This window comes from Pseudoxanthobacter soli DSM 19599 (assembly GCF_900148505.1).
GTDB lineage: Bacteria > Pseudomonadota > Alphaproteobacteria > Rhizobiales > Segnochrobactraceae > Pseudoxanthobacter > Pseudoxanthobacter soli.
The window spans coordinates 259,866-280,647 of the sequence record NZ_FRXO01000005.1 but is presented as its reverse complement, the minus strand read 5'-3'; the positions used below and the strand labels follow the sequence as shown (position 1 = coordinate 280,647).

The 20,782-nt window shown below is 68.7% G+C and carries 18 protein-coding genes; 10 read left to right on the top strand and 8 right to left on the bottom strand.

Annotation, left to right across the window (positions count from 1 at the left end; translation table 11 throughout):
• Nucleotide 1: 1 nt before the first annotated feature.
• Nucleotides 2–931, bottom strand: a complete 930-nt coding sequence (locus BUF17_RS14025; protein WP_428977651.1) for a LysR family transcriptional regulator — start codon at nt 929–931, stop codon at nt 2–4.
• A gap of 134 nt (nt 932–1,065) precedes the next feature.
• Between BUF17_RS14025 and BUF17_RS14020 the strand changes: the two genes are divergently transcribed.
• Complete coding sequence (locus BUF17_RS14020) at nt 1,066–2,061, top strand: aldo/keto reductase (protein ID WP_073629694.1); 996 nt, start codon at nt 1,066–1,068, stop codon at nt 2,059–2,061.
• Nucleotides 2,062–2,076: 15 nt separating this feature from the next.
• On the opposite strand, the gene BUF17_RS14015 is transcribed toward BUF17_RS14020, so the two are convergent.
• Nucleotides 2,077–3,543: a cryptochrome/photolyase family protein gene (locus BUF17_RS14015; protein ID WP_073630069.1), complete on the bottom strand. Its 1,467-nt coding sequence runs from the start codon at nt 3,541–3,543 to the stop codon at nt 2,077–2,079.
• Nucleotides 3,544–3,819: 276 nt separating this feature from the next.
• On the opposite strand from BUF17_RS14015, the gene BUF17_RS14010 reads away from it, so the two are divergent.
• Nucleotides 3,820–4,776, top strand: coding sequence for a sugar kinase (locus tag BUF17_RS14010; protein WP_073629692.1), 957 nt, complete (start codon nt 3,820–3,822; stop codon nt 4,774–4,776).
• A gap of 675 nt (nt 4,777–5,451) precedes the next feature.
• Entirely contained in the window at nt 5,452–6,459 is a 1,008-nt protein-coding gene (locus BUF17_RS14005) for a hypothetical protein (RefSeq protein ID WP_139282534.1), read from the top strand.
• A gap of 179 nt (nt 6,460–6,638) precedes the next feature.
• Here the strand turns inward: BUF17_RS14005 and ureG are convergent, their stop codons facing one another.
• The 6 genes from ureG to BUF17_RS13975 all read right to left on the bottom strand — a co-directional run bounded on the left by ureG (nt 6,639) and on the right by BUF17_RS13975 (nt 12,441).
• On the bottom strand, nt 6,639–7,259 hold the full coding sequence (gene ureG / locus BUF17_RS14000; RefSeq protein ID WP_073629688.1) for an urease accessory protein UreG: 621 nt from the start codon (nt 7,257–7,259) through the stop codon (nt 6,639–6,641).
• Nucleotides 7,256–7,948, bottom strand: a complete 693-nt coding sequence (locus BUF17_RS13995; RefSeq protein ID WP_244530888.1) for an urease accessory protein UreF — start codon at nt 7,946–7,948, stop codon at nt 7,256–7,258. The genes ureG and BUF17_RS13995 overlap by 4 nt, the downstream gene beginning before the upstream one ends.
• 28 nt (nt 7,949–7,976) lie before the next feature.
• Nucleotides 7,977–8,855 carry an urease accessory protein UreE gene (locus tag BUF17_RS13990; RefSeq protein WP_073629684.1) on the bottom strand — a complete coding sequence of 293 codons (879 nt, stop codon included), beginning with the start codon at nt 8,853–8,855 and terminating at the stop codon, nt 7,977–7,979.
• Nucleotides 8,856–9,047: 192 nt separating this feature from the next.
• Nucleotides 9,048–10,757, bottom strand: coding sequence for an urease subunit alpha (ureC, locus tag BUF17_RS13985; protein WP_073629682.1), 1,710 nt, complete (start codon nt 10,755–10,757; stop codon nt 9,048–9,050).
• Between the two features lie 62 nt (nt 10,758–10,819).
• Nucleotides 10,820–11,440, bottom strand: coding sequence for an urease subunit gamma (locus BUF17_RS13980; RefSeq protein ID WP_073629680.1), 621 nt, complete (start codon nt 11,438–11,440; stop codon nt 10,820–10,822).
• A gap of 116 nt (nt 11,441–11,556) precedes the next feature.
• A complete protein-coding gene (locus tag BUF17_RS13975; protein ID WP_244530887.1) occupies nt 11,557–12,441 on the bottom strand; it encodes an urease accessory protein UreD in 885 nt (294 codons plus the stop codon).
• A gap of 203 nt (nt 12,442–12,644) precedes the next feature.
• Between BUF17_RS13975 and BUF17_RS13970 the strand changes: the two genes are divergently transcribed.
• From BUF17_RS13970 to BUF17_RS13940, 7 genes are all read left to right on the top strand, one after another.
• A complete protein-coding gene (locus BUF17_RS13970; protein ID WP_073629678.1) occupies nt 12,645–13,712 on the top strand; it encodes an acyltransferase family protein in 1,068 nt (355 codons plus the stop codon).
• 322 nt (nt 13,713–14,034) lie between these two features.
• Nucleotides 14,035–15,576 carry a UxaA family hydrolase gene (locus BUF17_RS13965; protein WP_073629676.1) on the top strand — a complete coding sequence of 514 codons (1,542 nt, stop codon included), beginning with the start codon at nt 14,035–14,037 and terminating at the stop codon, nt 15,574–15,576.
• Between the two features lie 363 nt (nt 15,577–15,939).
• Nucleotides 15,940–16,533: a sigma-70 family RNA polymerase sigma factor gene (locus BUF17_RS13960; protein WP_073629674.1), complete on the top strand. Its 594-nt coding sequence runs from the start codon at nt 15,940–15,942 to the stop codon at nt 16,531–16,533.
• 48 nt (nt 16,534–16,581) lie between these two features.
• Nucleotides 16,582–17,493 (top strand): NrsF family protein, encoded by a 912-nt coding sequence (locus BUF17_RS13955; protein WP_084564673.1) that lies wholly within the window; start codon nt 16,582–16,584, stop codon nt 17,491–17,493.
• A 142-nt stretch (nt 17,494–17,635) separates the two neighbouring features.
• Nucleotides 17,636–17,848, top strand: a complete 213-nt coding sequence (locus BUF17_RS13950) for a hypothetical protein (protein ID WP_073629672.1) — start codon at nt 17,636–17,638, stop codon at nt 17,846–17,848.
• A 718-nt stretch (nt 17,849–18,566) separates the two neighbouring features.
• Nucleotides 18,567–18,797 (top strand): 30S ribosomal protein S21, encoded by a 231-nt coding sequence (gene rpsU, locus BUF17_RS13945; RefSeq protein WP_073629670.1) that lies wholly within the window; start codon nt 18,567–18,569, stop codon nt 18,795–18,797.
• Between the two features lie 913 nt (nt 18,798–19,710).
• A complete protein-coding gene (locus tag BUF17_RS13940) occupies nt 19,711–20,571 on the top strand; it encodes a tetratricopeptide repeat protein (RefSeq protein ID WP_073629668.1) in 861 nt (286 codons plus the stop codon).
• The last annotated feature ends 211 nt before the right edge of the window (nt 20,572–20,782 follow it).

Genomic DNA, 20,782 nt, shown 5'->3' with positions numbered 1-20,782 from the left:
GCTATCGCAGCGGTGCCTCGGTCGCGGCTCCGAACGTCGCGGCCTCCCGCGCGCAATAATCGAGGAAGGCCCGCAGAACGGGGCGCATCTGCTTGCGGCTCGGATAATAGAGGCAGTAGCCGGAAAAGGCCGGACACCAGTCCTCGAGCAGGCGCACCAGTCGCCCCTCCGCGACATGAGCCGCCACGAACGGCTCCATCAGGTAGGCGATGCCGGCACCGCCGAGCACCGCCTGCAGCATCAGCCGGCTGTCGTTGAGCACGAGCGCGCCGGAAACGTCGACGATGCACTCGGCGCCGTCGCGCTCGAATTCCCAGCGATAGAGCCGCCCGCTCGGGAACCGCCGGCCGATGCAGGCATGGCCGGCGAGATCGTCCGGCGTCAGCGGTCGGCCACGGCGGGCGAGATAGGCCGGCGCGGCGACCACCGCCGCGCGCTGCGCCCCGCCGAAGCGCACCGCCACCATGTCCTGCTCCAGCCCGTCGTCGAAGCGGATACCCGCATCGAACCCGTCCGCGACGATGTCGACGAAGCCGTCATCGGCGACGATCTCGACGACCGCATCCGGATAGGCTTCCATGAAGCCGAGCGCGAGCGGCACGAGCACCGTTTCCGCGACCGAATAGGACACCGTCAGGCGCAGGAGCCCGGAAATGCGCCCCTGTTCGGCAAGCGCCGCATCGACCGCCTCCTCGATCTCGCCGAGGGCCGGGCGCAGCCGCTCCAAAAGGCGCCGGCCGGCCTCGGTCGGGGCGAGGCTGCGGGTGGTGCGCGCCAGCAGCCGCACGCCGAGCGCATCCTCCAGCCCGGTGATGGCATGGCTCACCGCCGAGGGCGACAGCCCGAGCGCCCGCGCGGCGCCGCGAAAGCTGCCGCGCGCCGTCACCTCGGCGAACAGGACCAGAGCGGGGAGATCGGATCGACGCACCATTGATGAGCAGATTAGATCAACGCGTTCTCGATTGCATGGCTAATCCGCGCGTGGATCCGGTGACACAGTCCGCAAGGCGGCAGCGGCCCGGGATCCAGTCCCGCCGCCGCCTTGCCGCGCTTCGGAGAACTGTCATGAAAACCCGCACCCTCGGTTCCGGTCTCACCGTCTCGGCCATCGGCCTCGGCTGCATGGGCATGTCGCACGCCTATGGCGGCCAGGACGAGGCGGACGCGATCCGGACCCTGCGCCGCGCGGTCGATCTCGGCATCACCCTGTTCGACACGGCCGAGGTCTACGGCCCCTTCACCAACGAGCAGCTCGTCGGCAAGGGTCTCGCGCCCGTGCGCGACAAGGTGATCATCGCCACCAAATTCGGCTTCCGGATCGCTCCCGACGGCGATGGCTTCCAGCGCATGGCCGGCACCGACAGCCGCCCTGAGCATGTCAAGGCGGTGGCGGAAGCCTCGCTGAAGCGGCTGGGCATCGAGACCATCGATCTCCTCTACCAGCACCGCGTCGACCCCGCCGTGCCCATCGAGGACACCGTCGGCGCGATGGCCGATCTCGTGCGCGAGGGCAAGGTGCGCTATCTCGGGCTGTCCGAGGCCGGGCCGGAGACGCTGCGCCGCGCCCACGCGGTCCATCCCATCGCCGCGCTGCAGAGCGAATATTCGCTGTGGTTCCGCGAGGTGGAGCCGGAAATCCTGCCGACCTGCCGCGAACTCGGCATCGGCCTCGTGCCCTACAGCCCGCTCGGGCGCGGCTTCCTCACCGGCAAGCTGCGCGACCTCGCGGCGCTGCCGGACAGCGACTTCCGCCGCACGCTGCCGCGCTTCGAGGCGGAGAACTTCGCCGCGAACCTCGCCTTCGTCGACACGCTGGAGCGCATCGCCGCCGCGAAGGGCGTCACCGCCGCCCAGCTTGCGCTCGCCTGGGTGCTTCACCAGGGCGACGACATCGTGCCGATCCCCGGATCGCGCCGCATCGAGCACCTCGCCGACAACATCGCGGCCGTCGACATCGTGCTTTCGGCCGACGATCTTGCCACCATCGCCGCCGCCGTGCCGCCTTCGGCCGTCTCCGGCGCCCGCTATGGCGAGGCGGCGATGAAGCTCACGAGCCTCTGAGCCAGCGCCCCGGGCTCATTCGCCCCGGCGAATGTCCTCGAAGGCCGCGAGCGCCCGCTTGCGGCCTTCGTCGAGATCGATCACCGGCCGCGGATAGGTCTCGCCCAGCCGAACGCCGGCCGTGCGCAGCACGTCGGACGGGGCCTCCCAGGGCCGATGGATGAAGCTGTCCGGCAGGCCGGCGAGTTCCGGCACGAAGCGGCGCACATAGCGCCCGGCCGGGTCGAAGCGCTCGCCCTGCCGCACCGGATTGAAGATGCGGATGAACGGCGCGGCATCCGCGCCGCAGCCCGCGACCCACTGCCAACTCGCCGGGTTGCTGGCGACGTCGGCATCGACGAGCGTGTCCCAGAACCAGCGCTCGCCCGCCCGCCAGTCGATCATCAGGTGCTTGACCAGGAAGGATGCGGCGACCATCCGCGCCCGGTTGTGGATAAAGCCGGTCTGCCACAGGCAGCGCATCGCCGCATCCACGAGCGGAATACCGGTCCGCCCCTGCTGCCACGCCGCGAGACCCACCGGATCGTCGCGCCATTGGAACGCCGCGAAGCGGTGATCGATCGGTTCTTCGTGAAGCGCTGGGAACTGGTCGAGCAGCTCGCGGCAGAACTCCCGCCAACCGAGTTCGGCAATGAACTTGGCGCCGTCGGCGCCCAGCCCATCCGCCCCGGCACGGTCGCGCACGGCGTGAAAAAGCCGCCGTGGCGAGAGATGGCCGAAGCGCAGATAGGGCGAGAGACAGGAGGTCGCGTCGACGCCGACATCGTCGCGCCGTTCGGCATAGCCGGCGAGGCCGTCGTCGAGAAACGCTGCCAGCCGCCGCGCGGCCTCTCCCGCGCCCGGGCGCCATTGCGCGGCGATACCCCCGGCCCAGTCGGGGGCGACCGGCACGAGGCCGAGGCTTTCGAGCGCCTCGCCGGCCGGAACGTCCGCCGGCGCGCGAGTTCCCTGCGGCACAGGCTTCGGCCGATGTGGCGGCGGCAGCGCCATGGCCGCGCGCCAGAACGGCGTGAACACGCGGAACGGCCTGCCCGCACCTGTCTGCACCTCCCCCGGCGCGAACAAGCGATCTGCAAGGAAGCGGCGGGGCTGCCGACCGTCGGCGCGCAGGGCTTCCGCAAGCCGAGCCTCGGTTTCCTGCGCTGCCGGGTCCGCACGGTGGTTCCAGGTGACGAGTCCGGCGCCGAGTGAAGCGGCAACACCCGGGACCACCAGATCGGCGGCTCCCTTGCGCAGAACCAGGGGAATGCCGAGCGCGGCAAGGTCATCGCGCACGGCCGCGAGCCCGTGATGCAGCCACCACCGCGCCGCGCCGCCGGGCGGGCGTCCCGTTCCGTCGTCGAGCACGAACAGCGCGACGACGGGTCGCCCGCTTTCGGCCGCGGCCGTGAGCGCCGGGTTGTCGTCGACCCTGAGATCGTCGCCGAACCTCACCAGAGCAGGCGCGTCATCGGTCCCGGACGCGTTGGAAAGCCGGCTCATCATTCCTCCCGAGGCATCTTCCGCCCGTGCCGTCGTCCGCCGTCGCGGCTTCGCGCACGGGCACCGCCGATGTTACGCGCCTGGCTCCGCAGCGGATCGCACCGCGCTGACGGGAAACGAAGCGGAGACCGAAAGCGCCGTCCGCCGAAAATCGCGTCCCGCCCGAAAATCGCTTCCCCCTCTTCGCCCTGTTGGACTAAGGGTGAACCCCCGAAAGCGCGATGGCCATTCTGCACGGCCGGCGCCCTCCCCACCCGCAGTTTCGAGTTCCGCCCCATGGTTTCCGAAGCCGTTTCCTCGCGCGCCCTCCGCTTTTCCTCCATCGCCTCGATCGGCGAATGCATGGTGGAACTCGGCGTTGCACCGGACGGCACGACGGCGCTGGGTTTCGGCGGGGACACTCTCAACACCGCGATCTATCTCGCCCGCCTCGTGGCGAAGCAGGGCGTGGCCGTCGATTATGTCACGGCGGTCGGCCGCGATCCGTTCTCCGACCGCATGGTGTCGGCATGGGAAGCGGAAGGTGTCGGCACGGCCCTGGTGCGCCGCCATCCGGACCGCATCGCCGGCCTCTACGCCATCACCACGGCTGCGGATGGCGAGCGCTCCTTCACCTACTGGCGCGGAGAGGCGGCGGCTCGCACGCTGTTCGACGCCCCGGACGCCGGTTTCGAAGCCGCCCTCCTCGGCCACGACGTGCTCTATCTCTCGGCGATCTCCGTCGCGATCCTGCCGGCGGCCGGACGCGAGCGGCTGATCGCGCTTCTCGAGCGGCATCGCGCCAATGGCGGCACGGTGGCGTTCGATTCCAATTATCGCCCGCGGCTCTGGGCCTCGAAGACAGAGGCGCAGGAGACCGTCGAGCGGCTTTGGCGGGTCGCGACGGTCGCGTTCCCGTCGGTCGACGACGAGATGGCGCTGTTCGACGAGGCGGACGAGGATACCGTCATCGCCCGCCTGAAGGGCTACGGCCATCGCGAGTGCATCCTGAAGCGCGGCCCGAACGGCCCCCTGATCGTGGCCGGCGGCACATCCACCGCGCCGCTCGCCGTGCCGCCGCCCGCCAAGGCCGTCGACACCACCGCGGCCGGCGACAGCTTCAACGCCGGCTATCTCGCCGCCCGCGCCCTCGGCGCCGGCGTGGAAGACGCCGCGCTCGCCGGCCATTCGCTGGCTGCCACCGTGATCCGTCACCGCGGCGCCATCATCCCGCTCGCGGCGATGCCGGCCTGATCGACCCGTCAACGCGCGGGTAGCCGTTTTCCCGACCTCAGTTTCCCGTCAGCGCAGACCCGTCGACGGGGAAATTGCGCGATCGCAGCCATTTGGCTCATCGTCTCCCCGCCGGACCAGTCCGAACGCAACAGGATCAAGCCCTGGTTGTGCTCACGAGACTCGCGTGCTTTTTCACCCGTCTTAAATCCGTCACGCATTTACAATGAGCTTCAAAAGGCTCTTGACCTCGGATCGAGTGTCCCCGCAATCGCGTTTCGCCCAACCTCTTTTCGCGCTAACGCCGAAAGACAAGTAGAAACATTAGCTTGTCTGAGCGGGACCACGGCCACCCGTTCTCGCCTGTGGCCCCGCCGTGCCGTTGCGGCCGCCATTTCGATCGGGAGAGACCGTGCCCACGACGCTGGATGCGCTCGACGCATTGGTTTTGCACATCTTTTACGCCGCGGCGCCGCGGCGAAAGCAAGCTTCGCGCAAGCTTCGCCGTGCAACTTGGAAGCATACTTTACATAGCTGATTGTGCCGGACGTTGCCCGGCAGCGTGGACCCGATTTCACGGCGACCATGATAGTCGCTGCTCATCGTCGCCCGTCGCCATGATAGCGGTCGAGCGGCACGCGTTCTGATGCCCGGGTCCTCCCCGCCCGGCCGTCAGTGTTCGGGACGGCGATCATCATGACGGCTATCCAGTCGGTGACATCCCAGCCGAACCAGCCCGCTCCGCCGTGGACCCAGGCCGCGGTCGCGGCGCGTGACCTGGCCGTCGCCGCGCCGGTTTCGGTGACCTCGGCGACGTCCACGGCCCTCTATACGCCCACCGTCGAAGGCAGTTCCGAGACGACCGCGGACGCCGCCGTGAAGAATACGGAGATTTCGACGCGGCTTTCGCCCATCTCGTCGCAGGTCACCACTGCGATCAGCAATGCCGTTCTGAACACCTCCTCATCCGCCGACGCCGGAAGCGGCGTGGCGACGGCAGATCATGCCGGCAACGCCGCCGATATCCAGCAGCTGCGCCAGCCTGCCGCCCAGCCTTCAGCCCTGCCCTCCACCCATGGACCGGACGGTTTTGCCGTCGGCGACCGCGCCGATGCCTCCGTTCGGGACACGGCAGCTGCGGGCGCAGCCGGAACGGACGGCAACGGGGGGCTGGCCATCGGCGAAGACGGCCCCTCCCCCTATCCCTGGCTTGAGGACAGCGGCGACACACCGGAGCCGAGTGGTGACGCCGTCGCCGTGTTCGGCTGGCAGTTGCCGGCGCTGCCGCCGCCGTCCGTCAGCGACGTCGCGACGACCGGCGCGGAGGATATCGGCCTCGCAGCCGTCGTCGCGGCCATCGAGGAAGCGGCCCGGATGCCATCCAGGTTCGCGTCCGATACGGAAGAGAACATGCCGTCCGCCATCCGCAAGATGGCGAACTATCTGCGCGAGGAAATCGCGCGGCGGCGGGATCAGATTTCGGACGACACCTCCACCATGGTGAAGATCAACCGCAACATCGAGAACTATTACGAGTTCAGCGGCAACCTTATCGTCATGGGCGACGGCGGACGATATTCGTCTGGCCACTTCAGCGTTCTGAACAAGCTGACCGGCGACCTGATGTATGCGCACTACGGCAACGGCACGCTGCGCTATTACGGAACCTCGCCCAACAGCCTGACCGCGGCGACGATGACCTGAGCCGCACGGCCCGGCCAAATATCGCGAACACCCGACCAGTACCGACGTCCGTGTGACCCGCAGAAGGCCCTGACGACGGGCCTCCGCTCTCGTCACACGGCCAATGGCCGCTTCCCTTCGATGCGGCCGGTTGCGCCCGATCGGCAGCCGCCGGGCGCAACCCGTTCAGAGCCCTGCAATCAAGCCTTCAGGCCACCGGCTCTCAGGATGAAGTCGGCGACCACGTCGACGCCGGTTCCGCCGCGAATGTTGGTGAACACATAGGGCCGCTCACCACGCATGCGCTGCGTGTCGCGCTCCATCACCTCGAGGCTGGCGCCGACATAGGGCGCGAGATCGATCTTGTTGATCACCAGAAGATCGGACCGGATGATGCCGGGCCCGCCCTTGCGCGGGATCTTCTCGCCACCGGAAACATCGATCACATAGATCGTGATGTCGGCGAGTTCCGGCGAGAACGTCGCTGCGAGATTGTCGCCGCCCGATTCGATCAGCACGAGATCGAGCCCCGGAAAGCGGCGGTTCATGTCGGCGACGGCGGCGAGATTGAGCGAGCAGTCCTCGCGGATGGCGGTGTGCGGGCACCCACCGGTCTCCACGCCCATGATGCGCTCGGGCGGCAGCGCGCCGACGCGCGTCAGGATCTCCGCGTCTTCCTTGGTGTAGATGTCGTTGGTGATGGCGACGACGGCGTAGTCGCCCGCGAGCCGCTTGCACAGCGCCTCCATCAACGCGGTCTTGCCCGAGCCGACCGGCCCGCCGATGCCGACGCGCAGGGGGCCATTGGGGGATGTGCTCATGATCGGAACAGCCTCGTATACTGGGTTTCGTGTCGAAGGGCGGAGATGTCGCTGCGGAACGCCGCGCCGCCGAGATCGTCGAGGGTGAGGACCGCTGCGCCGTCCATGCCGCAGACCAGGGCGGCGAGCCTTTCAACGGCAGGCACCAACGCGGCCACCGCCTGCTGGCCGCCGGTCTGACCGACGACGCCGAGGCGGACGGCCGCCGAGACCAGATTGCCGACGACGCCGACGAGGAAGCCTTCGAGCGCCGGATGGAGAGCGAGACCGTGGCCGGCGGCGGTCACCGCGACGGCGACGGGATAGGCGATATCCCCATCCCAGGCCGCTTTCAGGCGGTCGAGCGCCGCGCAGGGCCAGGACGAGGTGGCGGCGATGACGAAGGCGTTGCCCTGGGTGACGGTTTCGAGCCGCCGTTCCCGGCTGCCGGCGAAGGCGAGCGCGAGTTCCGCGGCCTCGCGCAGCCCATCGTTGTCCCCGCTCCCGCTGGCGAGGAAGGCAGCGCGGAACAGGATGGCGTCGTTGCGCGGACCGCCGTGGAACAGGAGGTCGCCGAGCCATTCCCTGAGGTCGTCGGCGCCCTTCAGGTCGCCGGCTTCCGCGGCCCATTCGAGCCCGTGGGAATAGGCGAATCCGCCCACCGGAAAGGCGGGCGACATCCACACCATCATCGGTAGATGAGCGCTCATTGCGCGCGTTTGCATGGTCATTGCGCGCTCACGACGCGCCATCCTCGGCGCGCGGGTGGTGATGCCGGTGCGGCGCGTCGTCGGGGTGCAGCCGGTCGTGATGGTGCGGCCCGTCGGTGTCGTGGGAATGCGCATGGGCGTGGCCGTGAGCGTGGGTCGTCACCGTCCCGTCCGCTTCGACGTGGGTGTGGACGTGCACATGCTGGTGCGCGTGGGGCCTGTCCGCCGGGACCGGTTTGCCCCCGGCCTCCGCATGAGCGTGGGCGTGGGCGTGGGCATGGGATTGGGAATGGGAATGGCCATGACTATGGTTGTGGCTGTGCCCACCGTGATCATGGTCGTCGTCATGATGCCCGTGGCCATGGGCGTGGCCGTGGTCGTCGTCGTGATGGTGGTGACCGTGATCGTGGTCATGACCGTCGGCATGGGCCGATTCGTCCTCGGCGAAGCGGTCGTGGTGGTGGTGGCCGCCGCCATGGTCGTAGGCGCCGCGCTCGGGGCGGAAGGGGCGCACCACCGGCTCCACGGCACAGCCGAGGCCGCGCACCATGTCGGCGAGAACGTGGTCGTCCTCGATGAAGATCGCGGTTTCGGTGATCTCGGCCGGGGTATGGCGGTTGCCGATGTGCCAGGCGACGCGGGCGAGCGCGAGCGGATCGGCCGCCTTGACCGCGAGGAGCCGCTCGGCCGCGGCCTTCACCTCGACGAGGCGGCCGTCATCCAGCACCAGCGCATCGCCGTCGTGGAGCACGACGGCCTTGCCGAGATCGAGCAGGAAGGAGAGCCCGCCCTCGGCGCCGAGAACGACGCGACGCCGGTGCCGGCCGGCATGGTCGAGGGTGACGCGGTCGACGATCTTTTCGCGGTCGACCTCGCCGTGGCGGAGGATGGCAGTGGCACGCAACATGACGTTCGCTTTCGCATCGGGCCGGGGCTAGAGCGCTTTCCGATCTGATGGAATCATCAGATCGACGAGAAATCGCTCCAGATTCGAAAGCTTGAGCATATCCTTGTCGTTCAGATCGCTTCGATCTGAACGGGATATGCTCTTGCGCTCCGGCCGCTTTCTTCTGTTGAATTCGAACCCGCGCGGCGCGGCTCAGAACAGGAAATAGCGCTGGGCCATCGGCAGCACCTCGGCTGGCTCGCACACCAGCAGCTCGCCGTCCGCCGTTACCGCGTAGGTCTCGGGATCGACGGTGATCTTCGGCGTGGCGTCGTTGTGGATCATCGAGCGCTTGCCGATGCCTCCGCGGGTGTTCTCGACGGCGACCAGCGTCTTTTCAAGGCCGAGGCGTCCGGCGAGCCCGCCCTCGATCGCCGCCTTCGAGACGAAGGTGACGGAGGTCGCGCCCACCGCCTTGCCGAACGCGCCGAACATGTGGCGGTAGTGCACCGGCTGCGGCGTCGGGATCGAGGCGTTGGGGTCGCCCATCGGCGCGGCGACGATCATGCCGCCCTTGAGCACGAGATCGGGCTTGGTGCCGAAGAAGGCAGGCGACCACAGCACGAGATCGGCGAGCTTGCCCGGCTCGACCGAGCCGATGTGCTTCGACACGCCGTGGGCCACCGCCGGGTTGATGGTGTACTTGGCGATGTAGCGCTTGGCGCGGACATTGTCGTTGCCGTTCTCGCCGGGCAGCGGGCCACGCTGCACCTTCATCTTGTGGGCGGTCTGCCACGTGCGGGTCGCCACCTCGCCGAGCCGGCCCATGGCCTGGCTGTCCGACGACATCATCGAGAGCACGCCGAGATCGTGCAGGATGTCCTCGGCCGCGATGGTCTCCTTGCGAATGCGGCTTTCGGCGAACGCCAGATCCTCGGGAATCGACGGGTCGAGATGGTGGCACACCATCAGCATGTCGAGGTGTTCGTCGAGGGTGTTGCGGGTGAAGGGCCGCGTCGGGTTGGTGGACGACGGCAGCACGTTCGGCAGCCCGGCCACCTTGATGATGTCCGGGGCATGGCCGCCGCCGGCGCCCTCGGTGTGGAAGGCGTGGATGGTGCGGCCCTTGAAGGCGGCGATGGTGTCTTCCACGAAGCCCGATTCGTTCAGCGTGTCGGTGTGGATCATCACCTGCACGTCGTATTCGTCGGCGACCGACAGGCAGTTGTCGATGGCGGCCGGCGTGGTGCCCCAGTCCTCGTGCAGCTTCATCGCGCACGCGCCCGCCATCACCTGCTCGACGAGGCTTCCCGGCAGCGAGGCGTTGCCCTTGGCGGCGATGCCGATATTGACGGGCATGCTGTCCACGGCGCGGATCATCATCTCGATGTGCCACGGGCCGGGGGTGCAGGTGGTGGCCTTGGTGCCTTCCGCCGGCCCGGTGCCGCCGCCGAGCAGGGTGGTGATGCCCGACATCAGCGCGTCGTCCACCTGCTGCGGGCAGATGAAGTGGATGTGGGAATCGAAGCCGCCGGCGGTGAGGATCTTGCCCTCGCCGGCGATGATCTCGGTGCCCGGGCCGATGATGATGGTCACGTCCGGCTGGATGTCCGGGTTGCCGGCCTTGCCGATGGCGGCGATGCGGCCGCCCTTGAGGCCGACGTCGGCCTTCACGATCCCCCAGTGGTCGAGGATCACGGCGTTGGTGATGACGGTGTCGACCGCACCCTGCGCCCGCGTCGCCTGGGACTGACCCATGCCGTCGCGGATGACCTTGCCGCCGCCGAACGAGACTTCCTCGCCGTAGGTGGTGAAGTCCTTTTCGACCTCGATGAAGAGTTCGGTATCGGCGAGGCGCACCTTGTCGCCGGTCGTCGGTCCGAACAGGCCGGCATAGGCGGCGCGGGAAAGCGTGTAAGCCATGTCTCTCGTCCTTCGACTCTCTCGTCCTTCGACTTTCTCGTCGTTCGGTTCCTGCCGGAGCCTCAGAGCTTGCCCATCACCGCCTGGCGGAAGCCGTAGACGGTGCGTTCGCCGGCAAGCGCCACGAGGTTGACCTCGCGCGTCTGGCCCGGCTCGAAGCGCACGGCGGTTCCCGAGGGAATGTCGAGGCGCATGCCGCGGGCGGCCTCGCGGTCGAAGGAAAGCGCGGCGTTGGTCTCGTAGAAATGGTAGTGCGAGCCGACCTGGATCGGCCGGTCGCCGGTGTTGGAGACGGTGAGCGTGACCGTCGCCCGGCCCACGTTGAGCACGATCTCGCCCTCGGCCGTCTCCACCGCGCCGGGATCGAGCCGGCCGAGCGCGCCGCGGACCGGGTTGTGGACGGTCACGAGCTTGGTGCCGTCCGGGAACGTCGCCTCGACCTGCACGTCGTGGATCATCTCGGCGACGCCGTCCATCACCTGGTCGGCGGTCACGACGTGGGCGCCGGCTTCCATCAGGTCGGCCACGGTGCGGCCGTCGCGCGCGCCCTCCACGACGAAGTCGGTGATGAGCGCGACCGTTTCCGGATGGTTGAGCTTCACGCCGCGCTCCAGCCGGCGACGGGCCACCATCGCCGCCATGGCGACGAGCAGCTTGTCCTTTTCCCGGGGTGTCAGGTTCATCGCACAGTCTCCAAGCCTTGGTCTTTCGAAGCGAGATAAGGGATACGAAGCAGGCTAAGGAATTCCGGGTCTGCCTCCGGGCATGCCGCAACCGTGGGGCGGGCGGCCTGCCGGCGCTACCAGGATCGCGGCATCGCCATTCCCCTGAAGGCAACGAGGAAGCGCACCAGATCGGCCCTGAGGGCGGCGGCCTCGCGGCAGAGCATCCGGACCACGAGAAGCCCGTCCCACGCGCTTGCCCCGCATTCGCTCACGGCGCCTTCGAGATGGGCACGGGCCTCGTCCAGACGGGATTCGGCGTCCGGCGCCACACAGACGAGCGTGGCCACGGCGCGCGCGCCGCCGCCGAGCGGCGCGCGCTCCAGCGTGCCGGCGATGTCGTCCTCGATCCGCACGCCCTCGGCCAGCACCAGCCGGCCGTCGCGGCGCAGCCGCCAGCGATCGCGGAACGCGCCGCGCGCGAAACTTTCCCCCATGGCCGCACGACCAAAAAACAGGCTCTCCGCCATCAGCAGGCGCGCATCCCCGGCAAGGTCGATCTCGAGCGAGCGGCGAAGCCGCGACCCGTCGAACAGAATGGTTTCCTGCGGCAGCCATGCAAAACTCGCGCCTGACGCAAGCCGGATGGAAACGTCGACGCGGGTGTCGGCACCCTGCGAGCGATAGATCTTCTCCGCCGCCTGGGTCGTCACCACCGCGTCCGCGCCCTCGCCCGCCTCGATCTCGACGCGCATGGTGTCGCCGCCGGTCATGCCGCCGCCGGTGTTGATCAGCACGGCCTCGCAATGGCGCCCTTCCACCGCGGGGAAGCGCACGCGGTAGCCGCCCGCCTCACGCACCCGCATCGCCTCGGTGCCGCGCGGCGCGGCGGTGAGCGTGAGGCCGACGCCGCCGTGGGCGCGCACGAAGGCCGGCACGACGGCCGCTGCGGCAGCGCCCGGCAGGCCGGCATCGGACGGGGCGGGAACGGACGAGGCGGGAACGGGCATCGACGGCGTCATGAAGGCTCGTGCATTGGCGCGCCAGACCAACCGAGGCATGGCGGACGGGAGAAAAGCGGACGGGCGCATTTTGCTAACATGACAGAGCGTCGAGCGGCAGGGGCGTTCGCCGCCGTTCGCGCGGGAACCGCCGAGCGGACGTTTGACGGCGGCGGCCGGAAGGCTACAAGGTCGCGGGCAACAAGGGTGAACCGGGCTCTGCGATGACGCGCGCCAACAATTTCGATTTCCTGCGCGTGCTCGCGGCCCTGTCTGTGCTCTACGGCCACATGTTCGTGCTGATGGGCGAGCCGGTGCCGTTCCTGCTCGGCACCTCGCTGCACGGGCTCGGCATCGACATCTTCTTCTGCGTCAGCGGCTATCTCATCACGCTGAGCTGGCAGGCGGACCCCTCGCCGGCCCGGTTCGCAAGGCGCCGCGCCCTGCGCATCCTGCCCGGCCTCGCCGGCGTGCTGCTGTTCTCGGTGTTCGTGCTCGGCCCGCTCGTCACCACCGTTCCGCTCGGTGCCTATTTCGCGTCCGGCGAGACGTGGCGCTATCTCGGCAACATCGTGCTGTTTCCCCGCATCCATCACACCCTGCCGGGCGTGTTCGCCGACAATCCGTTCCCCGGCGCCGTCAACGGCTCGCTGTGGAGCCTGCCGGTCGAGGTGCTGATGTATGTGATGTCGTCGGCGATCGGCCTCGCCGTGCTGGTGGCGGTGCGCCTCGGACTGCCCCGCGTGTTCGCGCGCGCGCTGCCGTGGCATCTTCTCGGCGGCGCGGTGCTGTGGGGCTTCCTGATCGCGGTCGAGGCGAGCGGGCGCACCAGCCTGTTCGTAGCCGGCTCGGATATGACGGTGATCGCCGGGCTCGGGCTCTATTATCTGAGCGGCGCGGTGCTGGCGCTGAGCCCGAACCGGCTGCCGCTGCGGACGGACATCGCCGTGCTGATCGTCGGCGCGCTGGTGGTGATGCCCGCGACCGCGCTGCCGTTCGCGCCGCGCGCCTTCCTGTTCGCCTATGCCGTGCTGGCCTTCGCCCGGGGGACATCCTTTGCCGGCTTCGCACGGTGGGGCGACTTCTCCTACGGGCTCTATCTCTACGCCTTTCCGATGCAGCAGGTGGTGGCGGCGCATTTCCACGGCGTCCTTGGCGTTCACGTCGCCGCGCTGGTGTCGCTGGCCGGCGCGCTGGCGCTGGCAGTTTTGTCCTGGCACTTCATCGAGGCGCCCGCCCTGAGGCTCAAACCCCGCCGCCCGGGCGGGCGGAAGCAGGCCATCGCGGCATAGGCCTCTTCCACCGGGTTCTCTTCCACTGGACCGGACCGTCCGGCGCGGGTGCAAGCCGGCACTGTCAGCCGGCGAAGGCGCTAGCGGCAATACGTCGTTTGCCGCATGTGCAGCGACGGCGGCGTTTGCCTTCGGCGGTCTTTTATCGGTATTATCCGCTCCCGTATTTTATCGTTATTGTAAACTGAAACCGATCCAACTACCTAAAGCACGGGCGCGCGGCACGGTCCGCAGGCGTCCCCCCGCCGCCCGTCCTGCGCCGAGACCCCGCGAGAAAGCACGGGCCGCAGGCCGGATACCGCTTCCTCCGAGGTCCCCCGAGATGTCCACGATCACCGTCTCCGCTCCCGAACGCCCGCCGATCCTGAGGCTTCATGCCGACGACAACGTCGTGGTCGCCGTCGACGGCCTCGGTGAAGGCGCCCTCGCGGAAGGCGTCGTCACGCGCGAGCGCATTCCGCGCGGCCACAAGATCGCGGTGCGGCCCATCGCGGAGGGCGAATCCATCCGCAAGTTCGGCCAGATCATCGGCGCCGCCTCGCGGCCGATCGCGGCCGGCGAGTGGGTGCACGAGCACAATTGCCGGATGGAGACGTTCGAGCGCGACTATCGCTATGCGGAGGAGGCCCGCCCGGCCACGATGGTGCCGGAAAGCGAGCGCGCGACCTTCCAGGGCTTCCGCCGGGCGGACGGCCGCGCGGGCACGCGCAACTATGTCGGCATCCTCACCTCGGTGAACTGCTCGGCCACGGTCGCCCGCTTCGTCGCCAAGGAGATCGAGCGCTCGGGCATCCTCGACGACTATCCCAACATCGACGGCGTCATCCCGCTGGTGCACGGCACCGGCTGCGGCATGGCTTCCAAGGGCGAAGGCTTCGACATTCTGAAGCGCACCCAGTGGGGCTACGCGGCCAACCCGAACATGGGCGGCGTCGTGATGGTCGGCCTCGGCTGCGAGGTGTTCCAGATCGCCCGCATGAAGAGCGAATACGGCCTTTCCGAAAGCGAGACCTTCCGCACCCTGACGATTCAGGACAGCGGCGGCACCCGCAAGGCGGTGGAGCGCGCGGTGGCCGATATCCGCGAGATGCTGCCAGCGGTCGACGCCGCGCGGCGCGAGACCATTCCGGCTTCCGAACTGGTGCTCGCCCTGCAGTGCGGCGGTTCGGACGGCTATTCCGGCATCACCGCCAACCCGGCGCTCGGCGCGGCCGTCGACCTGCTCGTCGCCAACGGCGGCACGGCGATCCTGTCGGAGACGCCCGAGATCTACGGCGCGGAGCACCTGCTGACCCGCCGCGCGGTCAATCGCGAGGTGGGTGAGAAGCTGGTCGACATCATCCACTGGTGGGAGGACTACACCACCCGCAACCACGGCGACATGAACAACAACCCGTCGCCGGGCAACAAGGCGGGCGGGCTCACCACCATTCTGGAGAAGTCGCTCGGCGCCGCCGCCAAGGCCGGCACCACGGCGCTCGCCGACGTCTACCGCTATGCCGAACAGGTCCGCACCCGCGGCCTCGTGTTCATGGACACCCCCGGCTACGATCCGGTCTCTGCGACGGGACAGGTGGCGGGCGGCGCCAACGTGCTGTGCTTCACCACCGGCCGCGGCTCGGCCTATGGCTGCAAGCCGACGCCCTCGATCAAGCTCGCGACCAACTCCGAGACCTACCGCCGGATGCCCGACGACATGGACATCAATTGCGGCGACGTGGTCGAGGGCGTTTCCATCGAGGACAAGGGCCGGGAGATTTTCCAGACCGTGCTGCGGGTCGCCTCGGGCGAGCGCTCGAAGTCCGAACTGCTCGGCTACGGCGACGCGGAATTCGTGCCCTGGCAGGTCGGCGCGACCATGTGACGGGGCCTGGCGGGGCCGCTCCGGCGGCCCCGGCGCTCGGGACGCGGTTCATTTCACGAAATTGCCTTTTTTTGAATCCCGGCAACGTAACCGCCGGGCCGGTCGCGACGAACCACAAGGGAAGACACGGCGCCGGCATCCACAGGCCGAACCGCGACATCCCTTCGACGCAGCCCTTGATTCAACAGCACTTCCCGCCGCTGGCGGGAGGCGGCCACGGCCTCCGGAGGGGTCAGGCCATGCCCGACGACGTGGTTCCCGGAAATTTTTGGCCCGCCTCAACAACGCCCGCTTCGGATCGCTGGATCGTGATCGGCCATGACCGATTTTTAACTTGCGGTCGACGGGTGGGCGAAGCCGAACATGTCCGACACTCCTCTCTCTCAGAAGTCTCCGGTTCCGGATGCCGATGCGCGTTTGAGCGCGCTGATGGTCGCCGCCCAGGAAGGCGACGGCCGCGCCTATCAGACCGTGCTGCGGGAAAGCGTGCCGCTGATCCGGTCGGCCGCGCGCCGGCAGGGCGTGCCGCCGGACCGGCTGGACGACGTGGTGCAGGACGTGCTCCTCACCCTCCATCAGGCGCGGCACACCTATGAGCGCGGCCGGTCGTTCACGGCGTGGATTCGCACCATCGCGCAGCGCAGGGCAATCGATCTCCTCCGCCGCCAGACCCGCCGCGACAGCCGCGAGGTCCACGCCCCGCTCGCCTACGAGAACCATCCTGATTCCGAGGCCGATCAGACCGCCGTAGTCGACTTCCAGGGCCGCATCGAATGGCTGGGCAAGGCCATCGCCACCTTGCCCGCGGGCCAGCGCGAAGCGGTCGAGGAACTGGCGCTGCGGCAGCGGTCGCTCGCGGAAGCGGCGGCCGCAACGGGGCGGTCGATGGGGGCGTTGAAGGTGAACTTGCACCGTGCGCTAAAGGCGCTCACGGTGCGTCTCGCCAGTCAGGACTGACGCCGGGGCCCCTGGGCCGGGCGCCGAGCCCGGATCAGGAGCCGAGCGATGCCTCATCTGCCGGATATTTCCGCCCGGTCGGACGACACCGACCGCGATGCGCCGGGGCGCCCCGGGCGGGACACGCGGCATGGCCTCTCCGGCCAGCCCCACGCCGGGCGCGACGAGGCCGGCGATTCGCACGATCTCGGCGCCCGCGATCTCGCCTCCCGAGATCTCTCGCCGCACGATCTCCCCTCCTACGACGATGATCCCGACCTGACCGCCGGGGGCTCGGCGGCCGCGCGGCTCGAGGCCCTGATCGGCGATCTCGCCGACGAACCGCCCCCGGTCGAGCGGATGTCCACGCCGGCCCTCAGGGCGACGAGCTGGCTCGCCATCGTCGGCGCGCTCACCATCACGCTCGCCGTGTTCGCCGATCTCGAGGAACTGTTCGGGCGCATGGTGGACATGCCGGAGTTCGCGCTCGCCCTTGCGGCATCCGTCGTCACGATGGGCCTTGCCGCGCTCGCGGCCTTCGAACTCTCGGTTCCGGACCGTTCGCCCACCTGGGCGCTGGTGCCGCTGCCCTCCGCCGCGATCTGGATCGGGGCCAGCATCGCCGGCTTCGTGCGCGTGTGGATGGCGCCCGACGATGCCTACGACCCGACCTTGAGCGAGGTGCGCGACTGCCTCGTGCTGATTCTCGCGCTCGCCCTGCCCCTGTCGGCGCTGATGGTGTTCATGCTGCGGCGGGCCTATTCGCTCTGGCCGCGGCTGGCGGCGGCGACGGCGGGCCTCGCGGCCGTCTCCGCCGGGCTGACGCTGTTCAACCTGTTCCGCCCGTGGGACGCGGCGGCGGCCGATCTCTTCGTCAACTTCATCGCGGTCGCGGCCGTGATCGGCTGCAGCGTCGCGTTCGGCGCGCCCGCCCTGACGCGCACGCTGCGCCGTCCGGCGAAGAAATCGCCCCGCACCTGAAAAAAAATGCGGGTCCCGAAAAAAATTCTCGTCTGCCTGTAACCGCCCTCGGGGTCATAGCGAAATAGCTATGTGGCGCGATGGAAGCCACCACCGGCGGGTCGCAGCCGCCCCCGGCGCATCGCAAACGAGGATTTTCAAGATGACCATCCGCAACCGCCTCGCGCTTGCCCTCTCCGCCGCGACCCTCTCGGTGGCGCTCGGCCTCGCCCCGGCCGCCTACGCCGCGAGCACGACGCCGTCGACCTCCACCACCGCCCAGAGCACGGTGAAGCACACGACCGTCAAGAAGAAGAAGCCGGCCTCGACTGCCCACAAGACCAAGAAGCCGGCTGCGTCCACCACGGCGCAGTGAGCCTTCGCCGGTTCGCCGGCAGGGCACCGACCGCAGGACACCGTCGCCTCTGACGGCCGCGCGGTGCCCGGTTCCTGAACTGCGAAGCGATGTTCCGTCGATCCGGTTCCTCCGGTCCGGCTGATCGCTTCGGCAAGACTTCATCTTCGGCCGTCCGCCCCACCGGACGAAGATGAAGACCGCGGTGGAGCTGCCTCGTTTGGCGTGCGGCTCCGGTCGCGACGTCGATCCCCATCGCCGATCAGCCCCGGCGCCGGATCGATGGAGGCGCCGCCCCCTGCCGCCCCGCAGGGAACCGGCGGCAAGGGCACGCAGGCGCCGTCACCCCCCAAGCGCCTGCGTGCCCTTCTCCTCCAACCGCTTTGACCGCGGACCCTCCGCCTCCCCGCACCGCCTCGTCTCCCGCGCCCCCATACAGGCCCTGCGGCCAGGCGGGCGATCTCCGTCGGGCAGACGCAAGCGGCGGCAAATCCGGCGATGGGAAAGTCGGCCAAGACACGGCCAAGACACGGCTAAGACAGGGCGTGAACACAGGCGGGAATACGGGGCAGGAAGACGTGGACACAGGGCCACGTTTCTGCTATCGAGCCCTCCATGTCGAACGGTGCGGTTTCGTCTGACAGGGCGAAGCGCGCCGTCCGTTTGGTTTGATCAACATTCGATGACACCGTTCCCTTTAAGGCGGGAAGCGGTCTCGACAGGATAGCGAGACAAAGGCGTGCAGGTTCTCGTCCGCGACAACAACGTCGACCAGGCTCTGAAGGCTCTCAAGAAGAAGATGCAGCGCGAAGGCATCTTCCGCGAGATGAAGCTCCGCGGTCATTACGAAAAGCCGTCGGAGAAGAAGGCGCGTGAGAAGGCCGAGGCCGTTCGCCGTGCGCGCAAGCTTGCCCGCAAGCGCGCGCAGCGCGAGGGTCTGGTGCCGACCAAGGTCGTCGCCAAGCGCTGATCGATACGAGGCGGGCCGGCTTCTTCGGGAGCCCGGATTTCCGCCGCCGTTTGCCCCGGCGCGAGCGCGCCGGCCGGCATTCTGATCGGCCGCCAGAGACCGATTCGCGCGTGACACTGGACGCGGCGCGAATCGCGCGGATTACCGGACCGGCGTTGGGTCTTCCAACGGCGGTCTTTTGCTATGTGCTGCGGTGCCATTTGCTCCGGTGCCATATGCACCGGTGCCCGTGTGCTCCGGCCGGCGGTTCTCTCGTCGCTTCCCGACTCGGCGCAGCGTGGCGGATCGCGGCGGTCGACGCTCCACGGTCCGCGGCTTCGGCCGTTCGCGACGCGGGGGTGTCCTCGTCGCCGGAGGCTCGCGGCGTTTCGCTTTCGCCGCCATTCGGATTCGAAGCGTCTTCGATTCACCGCGCCTCGGTTCGACGCGCCTCAGGTTCGAAACAGGTCGGGTTCGAAACGGGTCGGGTTCGATGCTTCGGGACCGGCATCGGCCGGTGCGCAGCACACGCCGGGCATGGGCAGGCGAAGGGCCGACGCGCTCCGGAACCGGTGGTCGGCGATGCCGAGTTGCCGCGCCCGCGCAGAATTCGGACGAGACGATCGATTTTTCGCACCGTCTGCCATGTTCTCGACATCGGCATCCCGAACACGGGGTTCCTGGCAGGACGCACCGCGTGCGAATCGGCGGACCGTCCCGCGACGGGACCGGAGCCGAGCGCGGCCGCGGGCGGACAAGTTTTCCATCAAGCGCATCGCCTGGGGCGGATGCGCGTTTCAAACAGCGACCGTTCCGACGACCGGGGGTCATCGACGGCGGCCAGGAGTATGGGATGCGGCAAGCGGGCTTGAGGACGATGGGGACGGCGGCGCAGCCTTCGAAGCAGGGTCCCGAGGCGGGTGGCCGGGGCGTGATGCCGGGTCTGATCCGTGCCCTTTCCGGCAACGGCCGTGTGGTCGCGCCGGCCGGCGCACTGGCGCTGGCCCTGATCGCCGCGGGCTGCCAGAATCAGGCCGCGCTGACACCGGCTCAGGTCGCCGCACGCGCGGCCTCCGCGGACAACATCCAGTCGATCAGCCAGGTGATCGAGGCCAACCCCTCCGATCCGCTGGCCTACAATGTGCGCGGCAGCGCCTACGGCCGGATGGGCTCCTACGACAAGGCGCTCGCCGACTTCAGCACCGCCATCAAGCTCGACCCGAATTTCTATCAGGCCTACGCCAACCGCGCGCTGATCTACCGGTCGATGGGCGACATGATGTCGGCCCTCAACGACTACGCCAAGGCGCTGCAGATCAATCCGAAATATTCGGCCGCCTATGTGGGCCGGGGAAATATCTACCGCCTGAACAAGCAGTACGATCTGGCGCTGAACGACTTCAACGCCGCGATCGCGGCCGACCCGAACAATTCTCAGGCATTCCACAACCGCGCGCTGGTCTATCAGGAGCAGGGCAACAACGCCCAGGCCGTCGAGGACTTCTCGCGCGCCATCAGCCTCGATCCGTCGGCCGCCGCGCCCTATAACGGCCGCGGCCTGTCCTATCTGGCGCTGGGCAACTACCAGTCCGCCGAGGACGACTTCACGGTCGCCGTGTCCATCGACAAGTATTACGCCGAGGCATGGGCGAACCGCGGCATCGCGGCGAGCCAGCTCGGCAATGTCGAGAAGGCCCGCACGTCGTTCCGCGCCGCCCTCAATCTCAAGGCCAACTACAAGCCCGCGATCGACGGCCTCGCCCGGCTCAACGGCACGCCGGTTCCGACGAACTGAGAACCCACGCGCGGCCAAGGTCGCCGACGACCAAGATCACGAAACGGAAAAGGGGCGCCCGGCGATGCCGGCGCCCCTTTTTCATGCGGCAAAGGTCGGCGCGCGGTCGGTGGGCAAGCGTGAGTTACCGGGCAGCATAAGTCACTGGGGAGGGGCATCGCCCTGCCCCGCGCCGCTTTCCCGAAGCCCCCTGCCCTGACCGACGGTGCGG

Bases quoted from the DNA above. Each gene is read 5' to 3' on its own strand.
- BUF17_RS14025 (WP_428977651.1), bottom strand. From the start codon at position 931: ATGGTGCGTCGATCCGATCTCCCCGCTCTGGTCCTGTTCGCCGAGGTG.
- BUF17_RS14020 (WP_073629694.1), top strand. From the start codon at position 1,066: ATGAAAACCCGCACCCTCGGTTCCGGTCTCACCGTCTCGGCCATCGGC.
- BUF17_RS14015 (WP_073630069.1), bottom strand. From the start codon at position 3,543: ATGAGCCGGCTTTCCAACGCGTCCGGGACCGATGACGCGCCTGCTCTG.
- BUF17_RS14010 (WP_073629692.1), top strand. From the start codon at position 3,820: ATGGTTTCCGAAGCCGTTTCCTCGCGCGCCCTCCGCTTTTCCTCCATC.
- BUF17_RS14005 (WP_139282534.1), top strand. From the start codon at position 5,452: ATGACGGCTATCCAGTCGGTGACATCCCAGCCGAACCAGCCCGCTCCG.
- ureG (WP_073629688.1), bottom strand. From the start codon at position 7,259: ATGAGCACATCCCCCAATGGCCCCCTGCGCGTCGGCATCGGCGGGCCG.
- BUF17_RS13995 (WP_244530888.1), bottom strand. From the start codon at position 7,948: ATGAGCGCTCATCTACCGATGATGGTGTGGATGTCGCCCGCCTTTCCG.
- BUF17_RS13990 (WP_073629684.1), bottom strand. From the start codon at position 8,855: ATGTTGCGTGCCACTGCCATCCTCCGCCACGGCGAGGTCGACCGCGAA.
- ureC (WP_073629682.1), bottom strand. From the start codon at position 10,757: ATGGCTTACACGCTTTCCCGCGCCGCCTATGCCGGCCTGTTCGGACCG.
- BUF17_RS13980 (WP_073629680.1), bottom strand. From the start codon at position 11,440: ATGAACCTGACACCCCGGGAAAAGGACAAGCTGCTCGTCGCCATGGCG.
- BUF17_RS13975 (WP_244530887.1), bottom strand. From the start codon at position 12,441: ATGACGCCGTCGATGCCCGTTCCCGCCTCGTCCGTTCCCGCCCCGTCC.
- BUF17_RS13970 (WP_073629678.1), top strand. From the start codon at position 12,645: ATGACGCGCGCCAACAATTTCGATTTCCTGCGCGTGCTCGCGGCCCTG.
- BUF17_RS13965 (WP_073629676.1), top strand. From the start codon at position 14,035: ATGTCCACGATCACCGTCTCCGCTCCCGAACGCCCGCCGATCCTGAGG.
- BUF17_RS13960 (WP_073629674.1), top strand. From the start codon at position 15,940: ATGTCCGACACTCCTCTCTCTCAGAAGTCTCCGGTTCCGGATGCCGAT.
- BUF17_RS13955 (WP_084564673.1), top strand. From the start codon at position 16,582: ATGCCTCATCTGCCGGATATTTCCGCCCGGTCGGACGACACCGACCGC.
- BUF17_RS13950 (WP_073629672.1), top strand. From the start codon at position 17,636: ATGACCATCCGCAACCGCCTCGCGCTTGCCCTCTCCGCCGCGACCCTC.
- BUF17_RS13940 (WP_073629668.1), top strand. From the start codon at position 19,711: ATGCCGGGTCTGATCCGTGCCCTTTCCGGCAACGGCCGTGTGGTCGCG.